This is a genomic window from Rhodopirellula halodulae (assembly GCF_020966775.1).
Classification (GTDB): Bacteria; Planctomycetota; Planctomycetia; order Pirellulales; family Pirellulaceae; genus Rhodopirellula; species Rhodopirellula halodulae.
Window position 1 is genome coordinate 49,629 of sequence record NZ_JAJKFV010000010.1, and the last position, 17,403, is coordinate 67,031.

Genomic DNA, 17,403 nt, shown 5'->3' on the forward strand with positions numbered 1-17,403 from the left:
GGCGCCTACGAGAAAAGGTACCCGTGCCCATTCGTCGAAGTTTCAGCAATGTTGGCAATTTAGGTGAGATTCTTCGCTGAAGTTTGACCGGCAGAAAAGAGACTCAATCGGTTTCGCCAGTTTCCTCGTCTTCGCTGTCTTCACATTCTTCCTGGATTTCGCGTTCCAAGCGGGCGATGGCGAGCCGTATCAGGCGAGTTTCCCGACGGGCGACCGTCAGCTCCGCCTGCAAGCGTTCCAGTTGTCGATTCTTGTCGGTTTTGAAAAGACGCGTGGCGACGCCCAGAATCACCAGGGCCCGGAACCCTTTCAGTGCCGTGCCTCGAAGTCGATAGGCTCGGGCAAGTTTCGCGAGCTGTGGAATTTTCGCGAGTTTGGCCAGACGCGTTCCACGAACCGCCTGCAACGATCGCAAAAATGAAAAGAACGGAAGCAGGATGATCGCCAAGTCGACCCAATTGTGGCGAATGTACTGCAGTTTCTTTTCAGCGATCGAAACCATCAAGATGAATTCGGCCGCAAACGCGAACCAGATGACTCCCGTGCCCACGTGCAAAGCAATCCGAAGCCATTGGTATCGGGCGACTTGGTCTCGCAAGAAAAACTCAGTGACCAAGACCGGCAGGATCAGCAATGCGATGCCAATCATGGGAACGCTGAAGTGCTGAGCCAAGCGGCGACGCAACCGTTTGTTGGTGCGTTGCCATGACATCCCCGGCAACCACAGTTGGCCGTGCATTTCGTAGCTGCGAGCACACATCCGCAGCGACGGACAGATGCAAAACATCAGCGTGTAAAAATGGAACCAACGCATCGACTTGGTTTTTGGCCGGATGATCCAGTGATAGATCGACTCGAGAAGAACGATCGGCCACACGACCAACATCGTCACAATCGCGGCCTGTTCGAACCACATCCCCAAGTACGTCGAGTCGACCGGGATGACGTATTCATCCACATGAGCTTGCGTGGTCGTTTCGCGAAGGTTGGGGACATCGACCCACATCACGATCAGGATCGCTTGAGCGACCAAGAACATCACCGACATCGCGAACATCCACGGCGCGGTCAGTCGCGCAATTTGCAGGTGGATGGGTGCGAGCTTATGTGCGGTCATGAAGTGCGATTGCCACCGGCCAAGACTTGCCAAACTGAACTGGCGGCTTGGACATCGTCGCGGCCGGCCGAAGCACGACCATAAACGATTCGGTTGTAAGCATCGACAACCCGCACCGCGGATTGGGACAGGGTTGGGAATTGTTTCGCGACGCGGCGAACGAACTCGGAGGGGGTTTCATCCGGGGCACGTTCGACGCCTTGTTCTCGGCACCACGCTTCCAGTGCCTGAAACGTGACAACAACGACCCGCTGCGAATCCGCCTCACCAATCGGGTTGCGAAACGATGCAAAGGGACGCGGAGGTGTGGTTGGTTGCAGCTTCGTTTTGGCGGGAGAGGTCTCTTCTTTGGGCGTCTCTTCCTCGCCGAAAAGGCTGTCCCACCAATGCATGATCGCGTCCAAGTTGTTGTAGACGAAATAGGCGATGAACAAGAACAACCCGAGCAGGATGATCCACTTCAAAAAGTTGCCGATGAGACCGAGAACGCCACCGAGTGACGGTGAACGACTCGGAGGAGGACGCGTTCGCGCCGAAAGAGGTTGATCTTTGGGCGGTTGTGAAGATTGGCTGGACGACTGGTCGGGCTGATTCGCGTCTTCACGTTCGCGGTTGTCGGTCTCCTGCTTCGCTTGAGATGGCGGTTGGGATTGGGGATCTGAGTCTGACGCGGACTCATTCTCGTTCGCACTCGAATCCGAGTCGGAGGAATCATCCGTCGATGAATTGGATGACTCTTGCGGTTGAGATTGTGATGGATCGCTCGACGAGTTTTGTTTGCTTGATGAGTCTTGTTTACCCGATGGATTGTTCTGAGATTCGTTTTTGCCGGATGCCTGATTCTGCGATTGATTTTGGTTCGAAGGGGATTGTTTGGACTGGCTCGACGATTGCTTTCCCTCCGGCGACTTCGAGTTCGAAGGATTGGACGACGATTCGTTCTTCTGACCGCCAGCGGATTGCTCGCTGCCCGGTTCTTGTCCCTTGCCCTGTTGTTTTCCACCGGGATCACTTCCCGCGGGGCCGTCTTCGCGATTGCCTTGTTGGCCACCCGGTTGGCCGCCAGGTTCGGTTTGGTTGCCGGGGGAACCTTCGGGGCGAATATCTGATGACTGGGCATCGTTTTCGTCGCTTAGTTCCGCGCCTTCATTCCCCCATCCATATTCGCTCGCCGAAAGCGGTTCGCGATTGTTCAGGAATTCAGGAACGCGAAGGGAGGCAACAGCTTTCCCAGGAAGAGGAGCGATGTAGGCGATCAACAGGATCAAACCAATGATGCAAATGCCGCCGGCCAACCAGGCAACCGTGGCATCCAGCGGCATTTCCGTTCTGCGTTGTCGTAGGTAGCGTCGCAGGTTCAGGAACGAGGTGACGACCAGCAGCGACAGAGCGGAGAAGAGATAGAGCGTCAGCAGGATGCGGGCCAGATTCCAGGATGAGGAGGGACCGCCCAAGAAGAACTGTCCGATTCCAAACAACGGCAGGGCACCGAACGCCAACCACAACACCGTGCGTCCAGGTTGATGGCCTTCTCTGCGTTTTCGTTTTGTATGTTTGTCGTTTGACGACGCGACGTCAGGTTCACCATCAGACGTTGCAACGTTGGGTGTCTTTGGCGAGGTGCCTTGCAACGAAGAATCGGAAGATCGCTTTTTGCGATGCAGACGAAGAAATGACAGTCCGCTGTCGACCAGGCCTTGCCCGCTGCTATCGACCGAGTCGTCGATGATGGTGCAATCGTGAACGATGCGATCCGCGAGGTAGCTGATCAGCACCGTGATGGCGACGGCAAAGATGGGGTTGCCCACGTAGGTGATCAACACATAGACCGTCGCAACCCCGAGTGCCAACGCATAGGCATTGGCGTATTGTCGGTTGTGTTCGATGGTGATGCGGGCCACCGCGGTGGCGCCCATCGTGTACATCAACATCGTCCAAAGCAGGGCACCGCTGTAGTGCCCCGAGTAAAGCACGAGGCACAGAAAGCTCGCCAAACTAAACAGCATCACAAAGATCAGCAACGGCGCGATGCCGATCGCGGCGTAGTCGGCAGCGGTGTGATGCGGTCGGCTCAAAGGGACGCCGTTTTCTAACTCGCTTGCCCGTGCGCGGCGTCACCGGCGTCGTCAGGATGGGATTGTTTCCATCGCCGCATGGCAGGTTCAATCGTACTCATTGGAACCCATCTCTGCCGAGTCTTTGTGCTCTGCACCAGTGTTTCCGGAGTGATTTTCCCTCGATCGATGCGAACCAACATTTCGGGTTCACTGATCGGGCCAATTCGCTTTGTCGTATGAAACCATCCGTGGCTCATGTAATACCATTGGGCACTCATATGCACCTCCACCTTTGTTTGGGGACACCTTTCAGCTTAGTGCTTTTGTCAGAGTGATTACAGCAAAATCCGGGGTGATTCTTACGCGTGAAGGGTGGTTCAAACGCCCTCACCACTGCGATGAATGTGCGTTGTTTGCCAACGAAAATCGTCTTGTGACAAAGCCACGAGAATCAGTACCGTGAGCTTGGACGGATCAGGTGAGGTCTCGTCAAATCATTGCCGAGCCACCCGCTCTTTGGGGTGGTTGTTTTCACAAAAGCTGGTTTTCACGTGATAGGGCAAGACGGAAAAAACGTGGGGCAAATGCCAATTGCGAATCGAGTCTCTCGCGAAATCTTGGGTCGCTTGCGGACTGGGGCGATGGTCCTTTGTCTGTTGGGGTGGATGGGCTTTTCGTCTGCCCTTGCTGAAACACACGAGAAAATTGTGGTTCTCACCCGTCAGGGGGTGACGTGGTGCGAGCTCGACGATTCGGTGATTCGTTTTCGACTGCAAGGCGAGATCGACGACTCGCCTCAAGGCACCGACGCGAGCACTGCAAACGAGTCCGCCGTTGGGCACACCGGCCGATTGGACGTGCGTTCGGTTCGCGAAAATAAATTGGTTGGACAAGTCGCTTTGTCGCCGGAGACCGTTTCCGAATCGATCACGATTGATCAACCCGGCATCTATGACATTCAAATGCGTGTGACTCGCGACCGAGGCACTTGGCAACGTTGGTTGAGACTGGACGCGTTGTCGGATTCCAACGCAACTCAGGTCGTGCGTAGTTGGACCTTGGTTGTGTTTCCGAACAAGACATCTGAAGTCGAGGATCACCCCGCCCAGCAAGCTTCCGCCGGCGACATGCGATCGATGGTCCGGTTGGACGCCGCGACTCTGCGTCAGTGGGCGGACTCAATTGATCCCAGCTCGATCGAGGAAGACCGCTCGCTGTTGCATTGGAGTTGGCGAGGTGACGCGGGCAATTTGTCGGTGCCTACCCTGAAGTGGCAAAAGCGATGGAATGCGGTCCAACGAGAAATCAATTCTTTGCGAGCTCTTGGATTTCAGCATTTCGTTTTGCCAATCGTCGAGCCGGGTTCCGAAACGAAGATCGAGTCAGCCCGGGCGGATAACATCGCTGCCGGTGCCGACAGCCAATCCGTTGTGAAGGCGGATGGTGATTCGCCCTATCGCCCCGAGCGGATGTTGGATGCATCGACGAGCGAGAATTCCATGTTGGTGCGAATGGCAGCGGCGGAGATCGTGCGTGCCGGCGGCCAAGTGTGGTTGCAGCCACCGCGATTGCCGTGCGGTGCATTGGCAGACGAATTGGTCCCACGCTGGAATGCGTTTTGGGGTCAAGGGAGTGCCGCCGGGTTCGTTCTTCGCTGGCAATGCGACACGATTCGATGTCGGCAATGCGGATTCGCTCACGGGACCGATGCGTTGCGTCCGATCGTTGCGAGTTTGGGGCAACAACGGATGGTCTTGATTGAGGGGGCCGCCGACGAATCGTTCTCATCGACCGATTCGAATTCGAAAGCAGTGGCCTTACATGAGCAACTCCAGCAGCTTCGTCGAGACGACACCATGCCCGAAGCGGAAAACGTTTGGGTGGTGAGCGATCTTCGCCGGGAAGCTTGGCCACGGTTGAGTTCGTCCATGACAACCGCCTCGCATTCGGCTGGGCGAACAGGCAACGGAATCTGGCTTGGCATCCGCAAGGATGATCTGGTGGACGCGAAGGGCGGCGACGCTGCGAACATTCAGACGGTGGAACCGCCGCAGTCCGACTCCATTGATGATCAATGGTTGTCGCTTTGGGACAACATCCAAATTTCGCGTGAAGGTGCGGCGGATTCCCCGGTCATCGTGGACACCGAGATGTTGAGCACCGACTGCGGTCGGACCGCGGCCCAGCTTTGGAATCGATGGTCCGGCCCAATGAAGGATGTGCCGGCCAAAGTTAGTGCGACCTCGCAAACGAACCTTGATGGATTGGTGACGGTGTCGCGGCACGTACCCTCGCATTCCTTGTTGTTGGTCAACCGATCCCCGTGGGCGATGAAGGTGACTCTTGCGACGACCGAATCCACACGTTGGGTTGGCAAGGCATCGGCAGAAGAGGATACATTGAACTGGATCGTTCCAGAGCAAACTTCGCTCGGTGCAACGCTCGAGATCCCGCCACGTCAGATGGTGGTTTGTCGTACCGAAGGTCAATTGCCGCAACAACTGGCATGGACCGGATACGTCAATGATCCAGCGAAGATGATGCCGTTGATCACCGAGCAAGTGACAATGGTGGTGGAGCATGTGGGGTTGTTGAGCGAACTCAATCGATTGCCCCGTCCATCGCTGTTGGGAACTCGTCCGAATGGCGCCCGCGGCGACGCGCCCGGAAGTTCCTCATCGGAGACCCCGATGAAGTCGTCGATCGATCGATGGAATCCGGGGCGAGTGATCCAGGCCAGCACGACTTTGTTGAGAAGCCCCAAACCCAAGAGCCGTGTGTGGGCCTTGCTACCGCCGGAATCGCTGCTGAGCAACGGTGGCTTTGAACAAGAAAACTTGGTCGACCAAGTCGAGTCCACTTCCGGGCGAGTGAGCATTCCAAACTGGATGCACGCACAGCATCCGGCGGACGCGGTTCGTTTGGATCCACGTGCGGCCTATCGCGGGCAACGCAGCGTTCGTTTGGCAGGACGCGATGCGTCCGGCACGCAAGCTTGGTTGATCAGCAAGAACATTCAATCGCCGGTTGCCGGCCGCATCGCGGTCTCCATGGCGGTTCGCGGATTGCGTCCGAACCCATCGCCGACGGACGAGCCTCGGGTGAAGGGCATGCCACTTCAAGCCAATCCAGCGTCGCGTGTTCCTTCGCGAGGTGATGCATGGCCGGTCGGTGGCAAACCATCCAGTGCCGCGGCTGCTTCCAAATCATCACAGAATGATCCGTCGACAACGCTGGTGATGCGAGTGGCGGTCGAAGGTTCGTTGGGCGGCCAGCCCTATCGCTATTCGAAAGAGATCAACGTTCCCACCGACGGGAAATGGCAGGACACCAATGTGGTGCTCGAGTGGTTGGATGTGAACGTCGCGAAGGCGGAAGACTTGCGAATCACGATCGACAACCTTTCGGACGGAACGATTTGGGTGGACGAAGTCTACGTCACCGATTGGTTTGCGAGTCGGTCCGAGCGAGCCGAAATTCAAAGCCTGGCTTACCTCGCCGTTCAAGGCTTGCAACGCAATGACGTGAAAGCTCCCGCCAAACTCCTGAATCATTTTTGGGCCAAGCAACTGCTGCAATTCGCGAAACAGCGATCGGTTGATTCACGACGTGCCGAGAACGCACATCCGGCCAAGCCCGCGTTTGGTGGAGAGGAAGTCACCGAGGCGTCGTTGGCGTCGGATGCCGCGACGGCGTTGTCGGAAGTCTCGACCGCGGTCAGTGGTTCGATCGCTCGCAACCCGCTGTCTGGCAAACCATTGGCGAGTGGATGGACCAATTCTTGGTCCATGCCCGGCACCATTCCGGCCGCGCCGACCGCGGCTGTCCAGGAAGGGGGATTACAAACCCCAGCACAAACATCTTCCACGCCGGCTGGGGTGGATCCGCCCATGCAACGTCCCGGCGTAACCGACAGAATTCGCAACTGGTTACCGCAGCCATTAAGATTTTGAGTCCTGATTGATTCGACGTTTCCCATTCCAAGGAACCGCTTATGTCTCATTCGCCAACCCATCGCCCACCGCTCGCGCAAGCGGGTGCGGAGACTCGGTCCAAGGTTCCATTCTGGGGAAAGCTTCTGCTGGGAGTTTTGTCGTTGGCGTTGGTGATTGGCGGCGGAGTGAGCAGTTGGGCTTGGCATAAATCGAGGCAGGTGCCGGACTTCTATCAGCGAGCCTTGGATCAATCCGATCAAGCCATGCAGGTGGCTCGCAATCAGTGGCAACATGATGTGGAACAGTTGCAGTCGGACCTGTCCCGGCGAGGCTCTTGGAATGCATCGTTCAACGAAGAAGAAATCAACGCATGGTTGTCGGACCAATTGCCGGAACGCTTCGATCGATTGCTGCGTCGCGGCGTGCGAGAACCCGCGATCGCGATCGAGGACGGACAGATTCTCGCGGCGGTACGCTATAAGTCATCACGCTGGGACACGGTCGTGTCGTGCCGGTTGTCGGTGCAGATGACCGAGGAGCCCAACTTGCTGGCGATTCACCTGTCAGATTTGAAGGCGGGGGCGTTGCCGTTGCCCTTGGAACCATTTGTGCGTCGCATCAGCAAAGAAGCCGCACTGGGTGACCTCGACATTCGTTGGGACTTCACCGATGACGGGCCGATTGCGTTGGTTCATATTCCACCGGAGGACCCGCACTATGCTTTCCAACCGTTGGTGATCGAATTGGTGAGTTTGACAGCGGGGCGATTGCGATTGGCCGGGCATGCGGGCCAATTGGCTCAGAATCATTACGCACCACGAGGCCCGGTTCATCGATTTGTTTCATTTCAAAGACAATCGGAAACGGACGATGTCAACTCCGACGTTCCTTCGCAGCATCCGGCAACTTCACGAGCGAGATCGCAAAGCGAAAGCAACGACGCCGCTGGTGAATCGTCACGAACGTCGCTGCGTGGACGTCGCGCCGACGCGCAGAGTCATGGCACCAAATCAACGCCCGATTCGTCCGCGGGCAATCGCTGGATCGTGAGGAAGCCATCGCACGCGACACCGGCTGTGTACCGGGAGGCATCGGAAGACGCCTTCGCCGATTTCCAGTGACCTGTTTGAAAGGTCAGTCGCAGATTGACGATGACAGCATCCTTGTCCGGCCCGTGTGAGGCTTCGCGTGATCGCATCCTGACGACAGTCTGCAACGCGACTTGCTCGTTGGGATCGCAGTCAGGCGAGAGGGTCTCCATCGCGTGCAAACCCTCCGCGATTCGCGAAACGTGGCCTCGGTTGCGTGAGATCGGGCCTTCGTACTCCAAGTAGGCCGCGCGGTGATCCAGCAACCGGTGAAACGGAATGGTTTGCTCGCGATGCCATTCAATGACCGGGGTCGCGAATGTTCGCAGTCTTTCAGCGACGGTTGTGGGAGCACGTTGGTCAGCGATCGACGTTGCAGCAACGATTTCGAACATCCAGTCCAGATGGTCGCCGTCGCGAACGTTGGTCGCGGTGGGCACTTGATGATGCAGCACAACGCATCGCAGCCAGCGACCCGACCTAGATTTCGCGGGACCGTTCACGAGTGCGTGATCACGACATGGGTGGCAACTGGTGCCCCATTTTTTCGCGTTTGGTTTCCAAGTAACGAACGTTGTGTTCGTTGGTGGGAGGCACGATTGGAACTTGGTCGACCACTTGAAGGTCGAACCCGCGAAGGTTGAAGGCTTGGGTTTTCTTTGGATTGTTGGTGAGCAAGCGGACTTCGTTGAGTCCCAGGTCTTTCAGGATTTGCAAGCCAACGCCGTAATCACGCATGTCAGCTTTGAAACCCAGCGCATGGTTGGCTTCCACCGTGTCCATGCCGTTGTCTTGCAAGCCGTAGGCACGGATCTTTTGGGCCAATCCAATGCCGCGGCCTTCCTGCGGCAGATAGACCAACGCACCTCGTCCTTCGCGGCTGATCATGTCCAACGCCATGTGCAGTTGGTCGCCGCAATCGCAACGCAGAGATTGGATCAAGTCACCGGTGAAGCAACTGCTGTGCATGCGAACCAAGGGAGCCGGTCCCGGTTGCGAAAGGTCACCAAAAACAATCGCGATGGGTTCTTGCGATTCGTAGTTGACTTCGTAAACGATGATCTCGAAGTCGCCATACTTCGTGGGCAACGCGGAGGTGGCAGCGCGGCTGACCAACTTTTCGCTGACGCGTCGGTGAGCGATCAGGCTTTCGATGCTGATGATTTTCAGATCGTGTTTCTTGGCCAGTTCGGCCAAATCGTCGCGAGAAGCTCGGTCACCCGAATCGTTCAACACTTCGCAAAGGACACCAACGGGTGCCAGACCCGCCATGCGAGCCAAGTCGATGGCGGCTTCCGTGTGACCAGCACGACGTAGCACTCCACCCTCTTTGGCCAAAAGTGGATAGACGTGTCCCGGCCGCACGAAATCCTCGGCCGAGGCGTCCGCGACGGTCAGTCGGCGGATGGTTTCGCTGCGCTCGGACGCCGTGATTCCCGTTTTGGCGTTAGCGATGTCGATGGGGGTCATGAAAGCGGTCTGCAGCGGAGCGTTGTTGTCCGTGACAACGGGCGAAAGCTCCAGACGCTTGCAGGCCTCGGGCAGGACCGAAACGCACAACTGTCCTCGACCACTGAGGATGAAATTGATCAGTTCCGGCGTGGCTTTTTCGCCGGCGCAAATGAAGTCCCCCTCGTTTTCGCGATCTTCCGCGTCAATCACGATGACAACTTCGCCTCGGGCGATCGCTTCGACGGCTTCGGGAATCGTGTTCAGTTCGATGGGCGATGACATGCGTGCACTTGCGGTCGCGGGAGGGATGACGAGGGGGGACGGATTGGCTTGGGGGCAATTTTCAAATGACCCAAGCGTGGACCGGTCCGTATTATACGGGGGATACAAAACTCGCCTACGGACCCAACCAGAATGCCGACAAGCTCCGATCGTTTCTCAAACACCACCGCCGTTGAGTGGGGGTGGAGCGAGAAAACCGTGATTCCCAACGTCAATCAACTCCATGTGATGGTCTGGTTGCTGTTGAGCATCGCAGTCGCCGGAGTGGTGGTCGGGCAAGACGATGTGGCGGCAGGGCAGAGCGACGTCGCGACGGGGCAGACGAGTAGTACGACTGGGCAAAATGACCAGCCGCGGCAAACCGAGCCCGCGGCACCGCTCGAAAGCGATCCCAAAACGAAGTTGCAGGTGCGTCAATTTCTGGATCAACGCTACAGCGATGCCGAGGGCAAAGCAGGACTGCTGGACGTGCACGTGCCGCTGGCCGGTCCCAATGAGATATCGGTTGATGATTCCGGTGAATTCACGGTCCATGGCGCGTTGCGTCCGGTCGTGTTGGTGATTCATGGCGGCGGTTGGGCCTTGGGCGACAAATGGACGCTGCGATCGTACTGCGACCGTTTGGCGGAGCTTGGGTTTGTCGTTGCCAACATGAATTATCGATTGGCACCGCAGCACCAATTTCCCTGCCAAGTGGACGATGTGCGAGACGCATTGCTGTACATCGCCGGGCACGCGGAAGCCTGGAAAGCCGATTTGAATCGCGTGGGTTTGTTTGGCTACTCGGCGGGAGGCCACTTGTCCAGCTTGGTTGGCGTCTTGGGCAACGAGGATCGATCGGTGCAGATGTTGGCCAGCCAATGGCCCGAATCGGATCCTCGCTGGGATCAGTTGCCGAAGGTTGCCGCGGTCTGTGCGGGAGGCCCTCCCTGCGATTTTCGCGGCGTGCCCGAAGACAATGCGGGACTGAGCTACTTTCTTGGTGGAACGCCGCGTGAAGTCCCGGACAATTACCTGGGGGCCTCGCCCACGGCCCATGTGTCACCCGGAGATCCGCCCACGCAGTTGATCCATGGCGAGAAAGACTTGTTGGTGCCCATCGTCAACAGTGAGAAGTTCGCCGAAGCGTTGCGTGCCGCCGGGGTGACGGTGTCTCTGACCGTGATCGAGAACCAAGGTCACATGATGACTTTGTTTGACCCGCTGACGAAACGGTCGGTGAAAGAGTTCTTTCTGGGCCAGTTGATGAAGCCCTGATGTCAGTGTCTGTGGTTGCCGGCGGGCTGACGGTTACGACAGAACGGCCAACGCCACGGCGAGGGTGAGCAACCCGGCCCCGGACAAACGCATCACCAACAGTTTGGACGTCAGATCCGCTTCGCTGCCGCCCCAGATCCGTGCCGCGGTGTAGGCGAGCAAGACGCCCCAAAGTCCTCGCAGGGAATACACGACGTTGAGACGTGCGGCGTCGCCGAAGACGGATACCGCCAAAGTGATGCAGAAAGCCTGCAGAGCCAACAGAACCACGGCGGGCAACATCAGTTTCCAGTTGCCTCGAGTTGGGATCCGTCTCCATCGAACCCACGGTAAAGCGAGCAAGGTCAACGCCGCGACCATGGCGAAAACGGCAGGCAGAAAACGCGTGCTTCCCCAAGCGGGCGACCAACGTTGCACCAGAGTGTCAAACGTTGCGTAGCAAGTCGCCGCGGTCAACGCCAACGCAATGGTCACGCCGATGCGTTTGGGATGATGCTGGCCGGTCCACTGAATCAACGCGATGCCCATGGACGCCAACAGTGCCGCGCCCCAAATCGCGGGTGGAATGCCATCGGACGACGACAACGCCAAAATGCAGGTGACGAACACGACCTTCACGCCGAACACGGGCGTCGCAATCGAGACGTCGCCGACCTCCACCGCGGTGAACGTGAAGATCAGCCCGAGCATGAACAGGACGGCAACAATCAACGGTTGCCAGATCAAAGACCAATTGATGGAAGACGTCGGAGCGGAGCTTTCGAAGAGCACCCCGTCAAACAGATAAAGCAGCCCCATCAATCCGGACGTGCCCAGATTCACGAAAAATAACAGCGTGATCTGATCCACTCCCTCCGGACGCACGCTGGATTGGCTGACTCGTTTGACGAATAGCAAGCCACAGACAAACAGCAGGCTAGCTAGGAGCGGAAGTAGGAGATGCATGCGGCTGACGATAACAATCGCCGCGTTATTGCGATAGTTGAAGCGCGGCGTGCCTGATTTGGCTTCGTTGATGGCTTCATTTTTCGGTCAGACCTTGCTTTGTTTCTAACCTGCAATCAAATGTAGTGGGGGGGGCAAACCGCCCTTGTGATTCGCGGCGCGGCCCGTCACATCGGCTTCGACGAGCATGGCACCAAATCTGCGGCATTGAAGATGCGTGTTTGGTCGTCGGTGCTGAGTCTTGGTTGGGCCGGTCAACCGTCACCGCCACATTTTGAACGAGCATTGTTTGGCACCGTTTCGACCAATCGGAGGACAATTCGCGGCAGCCTTTTTCGTGAAAATTGATGAATCCCAATGTAGATCCCAAGACGGAAGAGCAACTCACTCGCGATGAAGCGAGCCTGGATTCGCGCGCGACCGCGTCCGATGACTCTTCGTTTTTGTTGAGTTCAATCGACACGCCGAAGATCTGGTTCGTGCAAAAAAATCGCGGGCACCTCGGTGGATACGAGTTGCTTCGCGAGATCGGCCGTGGCGGGTTTGGAATCGTATACCTGGCGCGAGATCAAAAACTGAATCGCGAAGTTGCGATCAAGATTGCTCGTCCAGAGATCGTCAGCGACCCCATCGCGATTCGACGTTTTCAGGACGAAGCTCGCGCGGCCGCCAGTTTGGAACACCCGGGAATCATCTCGATCTACGACTGCGGTGAGCAGGACGATCTGCACTACTACGTGATGCCTTACTTGGATGGCGAGCATCTGGGCAGTTGGCTGGAGAGACAGGAGGGGCCGTTGCCGGAGGCCGAGGCGGCGGAGTGGATGATCCAAATTGCATCGGCGGTGCAGTTTGGCCACGACGCGGGCATTGTTCACCGAGACTTGAAGCCGCAGAACATCTTCATGCAGCAAACCAGTGCCGGCGGAAAGATGAAGCCGGTGGTGTTGGATTTTGGTTTGTGTGCGAGCCCTGATTCGACGGTCGCCACCACCACGATGATCGCAGGAACGCCCAAGTACATCGCACCTGAGCAAGCGATGTTTGGGAATCGCAAAATCACGCCGATGAGTGATGTGTATTCGCTGGGCGTGATTCTTTATCAGATGTTGACGGGCAAGACGCCGCTGGCACCGGAAAGCTTTGCCGAAGCGGTGTTGATGCTGCACCATTCCAACATTGATAGCCCCAAGAAACATCAGGCTGGATTGTCAGATGCGATGGAAGCCATCGTGCTGAAATGTTTGCGACGTGATCCGGACTTGCGATACGAATCCGTCAACGCGCTCGCGGAGGACTTGCAGCGTTTGCTGGACGGGCGGCCGGTGGAGGCGCGTCGTCCCAGCGTGATCGAATGGTTTGGGTACGAACTGTATCACGGGGCCTTGGAAAAGGTCTTCGGCTGGGCCGTGATAGGGATCAACCTGCTGATCTGGGGATGGGCGGGCGTCGGTGGCTTGCTCATTTGGGGACGTTATCCCAATGAACAACAACTGGTGGAAACGATCCCCGAGTTCCTTTTGTTTGTGGTGGTGATCGTGATGCCGCTGCATTTGATCGGCGGCTACTCCGGTTGGATGATGATCCAACGCACGTTGAAGTACCGGTGGCTGGCCTTCATGGGCGTGCTGTCGCTGATTTGGTCCGTGGTTCAAGCGTCCAATTTGTTCAGCGACCAATCCACGTTGAGTATCTATGAAGGGCGCGTGGTCGCCTCCACCCTGGTGTTCCTTGTGATCGCGCCTTGTTTCTTCTTCCAAGGATGCATGTTGCTGGCGGGAGCTTGGACTGCATGGCGTCGCCGTCGTGCTCTGGTGAAGGAACAAACGGCAGCGGCGACTAGCGTTTGATTTCGAACGGGAGTTCGTTTTGGCCGTACTTTTTGCCGTGGACGTCTTCCATCGTCAAACGCAAACGATAGGACCCGGGTCCCAAGGAATCCGGCAGGTACATCTGATAGGCGATGAAGTAGTCCCGCAGCTTGTTCTTCGAAATCTGCTTGTCCACCGGAAGTGATTGGCTCGCCACACGTTGTCCTGATTCATCGAGCAAGTCGTAGCTGCCTTGGAGCATTGTTTCGAAGCCTGACGTGCCGTCCGATTGAGCTTTCTTGGAAACGAAGTTCTCAATTTCACAGTACAAGATGACTTGTTGGCCAGGCGTGAATTGGCGTTTGGGAAAGGGCTTGATCTGACCATAGGCTTCGATCTCGGTGCAAAACTCAAGCGACCGAACCTCGAGAGAATCCGTTGCCGCGGCAAGGAACTCAGTGGCCTGCCGGATTTGCGGCAAAGCAGAACTGAAACGGCGTGAGGGAACCGGATGACCATTGGGATCGATGATGGTCCACAACCCCAGCAATTGGTGACGCAGGTATTCCTGTTCTTGCGTGGTCAGACCTTCGAGCTTGTCGACCGCGCGATCAGGATCGCCCGAAAGCACCATCAAGTGACGCTGGATGATTTGGCGACGTTGCTTTTGAGCTTCGGTTTCGTTGGGGACTGGCTGAGTCAGTCGGTGAAGTAAGGCGTCGTACAACTCCGAGTCGCTCAAGGTTTCGACCTGAACCGCTTGAGCCACTTGGTCGCTCTTCGTGTCTTCGTTCGCTCGAGTCGCTGCGACTTGCTGAACGTCGTTTGTGGCAGGGACGTTTAAGTTGGTTTGGGGCAACTCAAATGCAGGTTGGTTTGCTGTTTGAGGTTCGGTGGTGGATTGATCGTTCATCGAGAACGAAGCTGGCGTGGCAGCCACGGACGTCTTGGCCGGAGTTTTGTCGGAGAATGACCATCCGTTGGAAGATGCTTGCTCGGTGGAGGTTTGTGCGATGGCGGATGCGCCGTCTGCTTTGTCTTGCGGGAGTTCCGCGAAAGCGTTTTCGATCACTTGATCGGTGAAGCTGAACTCCGATGTCTCATGCTCAGGGGCATCGAATGGTTTTGTCGCGGGCATCGCGGACGCGATATTCGCGATCGCGTTTTGTGTTTCGCTGGACGGTGCTTGCGGAGATTGCGATTGCGACGATGGACTTTGGCTATCGGCGGCGGGGTGTTTGGGTCGGTAGTCCGCGGCAATGCGTTGCGGCGTCAATCCGCGATCGATCACCTCATCCGGAAGGGTTGGCAAGGAGTCGAGCGAAGACGCAATGACTTGGTCGATCGCGGTGGGTTGTTGGGTTGATTGGGCTCTCTTCCAAGACATCGCCATCAAACGGCGAATCGCTTCGCGTCGCACGGCTGGCGGATGATTCTTGAGAGCTTCCTCGATCATGCTGAGGTCCACTCCCGCGTAGGACGAATCTTCGCTGGAACGGGGTGAGGTCGCTGAAAGTTCGGCGTTGCTGTTGTTTTTTCGTGGCGCGTCGGAACCGAAGATCGGATCGTCAGAATCGCTGACAAAGCTGACCTGCTGAGTGGTAGCGTTGGAGTTTGATCGGGAAAGATCTCGCGAATCGGCTTCGGCGGCGGTTTCGGTTGCGGGACGTGCCTGGGTGCGAGGTCCGTTGTAAGTCTGAGAATGAGTTTGCGGAGTGTTCTTTGCATCCGCGGGTGTTTTCGATGTGGCCAACCGCTGCGGCACTTCCTCGGGCAACGTTTCCGGAGAAGCGTTTTCACCGGAGATGAAGATGTCCGAAGGACCCTGATTCGCGTGACGTTCCAAACTAGATCGAGAGTTCAGCGGATTGAACAAACGGGAACGATGACAACCGATGCTGCTGAAACCGGTGGCGACCAACGCGATTGCCAGGCTGGATCGTGTCAGGGCGTTCCATTGAGTGGTGAAGCACCAACGTCTCGACGAGCATGGACGGGTGGTCCATTCGGTGATCGAGAGGGCAACGTGAGTGCGTGACGCGGACATGACGAACCTGGCATCGGAGGCTGGAGGGACATTCGACCGGTCGCACGCTACGAAAACCGAGTCCTCGGCAACAATGTCAATTTGATTCAGGCATTCTTCACAAAACGTCGCCTTTTCCGGTGATTCATTGATTTCTCCCCCCAATCGAGCTTGTCCCATCGTTGCATCTCGGTAGGATTCAGTCTGATCGTTGATCAGTTCTGCTCCTGCCAGACGACTTGCTTTTGCTAGCAAATGATTGACATCGGAGCCAATGCCGACGGACGGGCATGATGGACAGGCCTTTCACGTGATCGTGTTTCCTTGAAGCTCCCCTCAGGAGGGGATCGAATGAATAGTCGAGTGTTGTTGGTAGCGTTTGTCGTTCTGGGAACAGCCTTCGCGGGAAGCGTTCAGGCGGATTGGACCCAAACCGTCTTTCCGGTCAAGAATCACAATTTTGGGACCGTGGCTGTCGCTTCCAAAACGGAATTTCGATTCCCAGTCGTCAACACGTTCACAACGGATTTGCATATCCGATCGGTTCGCGAAAGTTGTGGTTGCACCACCGCGATCATCGAGACCGAAACGATTGCTCCGGGTGAAACGGGATCGATCTTGGCGCGTTTCAACACGCCCACGTTCCGTGGCAAAAAAGGCGCCACGCTGACCGTGGTGATCGACAAACCGTTTTACAGCGAAGTGTTGCTTCGCGTGGACGGTTACATCCGCAGCGACATGGTGTTCCACCCCGGTGCGATCGAGATGGGAACGATCAATCAAGGCGAGCCAAAATCCGGAAGCACCAAGCTGTTCTACGCCGGTCGCAGTGATTGGCAGGTGATGGACATTCGGTCCAACACCCCGTGGTTGGTTCCCTCGTTCAAGCAAACCGAACGTGGTGCCGGCAAAGCTAACTATGAACTCTCGGTGGAAGTCCGCGAAGACGCACCCGAAGGCTTCTTTCAAGACGAGTTGATCGTGCAAACGAACGACCGCAGCATGCCCAACGTTCCTTTGCGAGTCACCGGCACCGTGGAGTCAGCTCTGTCGATCGCACCCCAATCGATCGCTGTGGGAACGATCAAACCGGGCGACAGTGTCTCTCAGCGTTTGGCCATCCGAGGACGCAAACCTTTCGCGATTGAGTCGATCGAATGCGAAGGTTGGAAGGTCGACTTCACCGCCAGCGAAGACGAACGCATGATTCACATGGTCAACATCACGCTGACCGCGGACTCGGCTCGCGGCAATCAACGCGTGCCAATGGTCATCCGCACCAAGGGCGAAAATGCCGTCACCGCGAAAGCCATCCTGACCGGCAACATCGCCGCCGAACAAGTCGCGAAGGCTCAGTAGTCCCTGCTGATTCAAGACGAGCGACGCTCATTGCAATGCTCAACTTCACGCCGTCTTGTGACGGCGTTTTTCAT

The 17,403-nt window shown here is 56.9% G+C and carries 11 protein-coding genes; 5 read left to right on the forward strand and 6 right to left on the reverse strand.

Annotation, left to right across the window (positions count from 1 at the left end):
* Positions 1 to 103 precede the first annotated feature (103 nt).
* From LOC70_RS07805 to LOC70_RS24615, 3 genes are read right to left on the reverse strand one after another with little or no spacing between them, the layout of a single operon-like run.
* On the reverse strand, positions 104 to 1,117 hold the full coding sequence (locus LOC70_RS07805; RefSeq protein WP_230253046.1) for a potassium channel protein: 1,014 nt from the start codon (positions 1,115 to 1,117) through the stop codon (positions 104 to 106).
* Positions 1,114 to 3,192, reverse strand: a complete 2,079-nt coding sequence (locus tag LOC70_RS07810) for a DUF4129 domain-containing protein (RefSeq protein WP_230253047.1) — start codon at positions 3,190 to 3,192, stop codon at positions 1,114 to 1,116. Before LOC70_RS07810 ends, LOC70_RS07805 begins: the two co-directional genes overlap by 4 nt.
* Positions 3,193 to 3,206: 14 nt before the next feature.
* The gene (locus tag LOC70_RS24615; RefSeq protein WP_390889017.1) at positions 3,207 to 3,431 is read right to left on the reverse strand and encodes a DUF4339 domain-containing protein; all 225 of its coding nucleotides are present in this window, start codon (positions 3,429 to 3,431) and stop codon (positions 3,207 to 3,209) included.
* 327 nt (positions 3,432 to 3,758) lie between these two features.
* Between LOC70_RS24615 and LOC70_RS07815 the strand changes: the two genes are divergently transcribed.
* Positions 3,759 to 7,127, forward strand: a complete 3,369-nt coding sequence (locus LOC70_RS07815; RefSeq protein WP_230253048.1) for a hypothetical protein — start codon at positions 3,759 to 3,761, stop codon at positions 7,125 to 7,127.
* 41 nt (positions 7,128 to 7,168) lie between these two features.
* The gene (locus LOC70_RS07820; protein WP_230253049.1) at positions 7,169 to 8,230 is read left to right on the forward strand and encodes a hypothetical protein; all 1,062 of its coding nucleotides are present in this window, start codon (positions 7,169 to 7,171) and stop codon (positions 8,228 to 8,230) included.
* A 480-nt stretch (positions 8,231 to 8,710) separates the two neighbouring features.
* On the opposite strand, the gene ribA is transcribed toward LOC70_RS07820, so the two are convergent.
* Positions 8,711 to 9,931 carry a GTP cyclohydrolase II gene (ribA, locus tag LOC70_RS07825; protein ID WP_230253050.1) on the reverse strand — a complete coding sequence of 407 codons (1,221 nt, stop codon included), beginning with the start codon at positions 9,929 to 9,931 and terminating at the stop codon, positions 8,711 to 8,713.
* A gap of 132 nt (positions 9,932 to 10,063) precedes the next feature.
* On the opposite strand from ribA, the gene LOC70_RS07830 reads away from it, so the two are divergent.
* Positions 10,064 to 11,188 (forward strand): alpha/beta hydrolase, encoded by a 1,125-nt coding sequence (locus LOC70_RS07830; RefSeq protein WP_230253051.1) that lies wholly within the window; start codon positions 10,064 to 10,066, stop codon positions 11,186 to 11,188.
* A gap of 33 nt (positions 11,189 to 11,221) precedes the next feature.
* On the opposite strand, the gene LOC70_RS07835 is transcribed toward LOC70_RS07830, so the two are convergent.
* Entirely contained in the window at positions 11,222 to 12,133 is a 912-nt protein-coding gene (locus LOC70_RS07835) for a DMT family transporter (protein WP_230253052.1), read from the reverse strand.
* A gap of 347 nt (positions 12,134 to 12,480) precedes the next feature.
* Here LOC70_RS07835 and LOC70_RS07840 point away from each other — a divergent pair, with 347 nt between their 5' ends.
* Positions 12,481 to 13,983 (forward strand): serine/threonine protein kinase, encoded by a 1,503-nt coding sequence (locus LOC70_RS07840; RefSeq protein ID WP_230253053.1) that lies wholly within the window; start codon positions 12,481 to 12,483, stop codon positions 13,981 to 13,983.
* Here LOC70_RS07840 and LOC70_RS07845 read toward each other — a convergent pair.
* Entirely contained in the window at positions 13,973 to 15,991 is a 2,019-nt protein-coding gene (locus LOC70_RS07845; RefSeq protein ID WP_230253054.1) for a hypothetical protein, read from the reverse strand. The genes LOC70_RS07840 and LOC70_RS07845 overlap by 11 nt on opposite strands.
* Positions 15,992 to 16,321: 330 nt before the next feature.
* On the opposite strand from LOC70_RS07845, the gene LOC70_RS07850 reads away from it, so the two are divergent.
* A complete protein-coding gene (locus tag LOC70_RS07850; protein WP_230253055.1) occupies positions 16,322 to 17,329 on the forward strand; it encodes a DUF1573 domain-containing protein in 1,008 nt (335 codons plus the stop codon).
* The last annotated feature ends 74 nt before the right edge of the window (positions 17,330 to 17,403 follow it).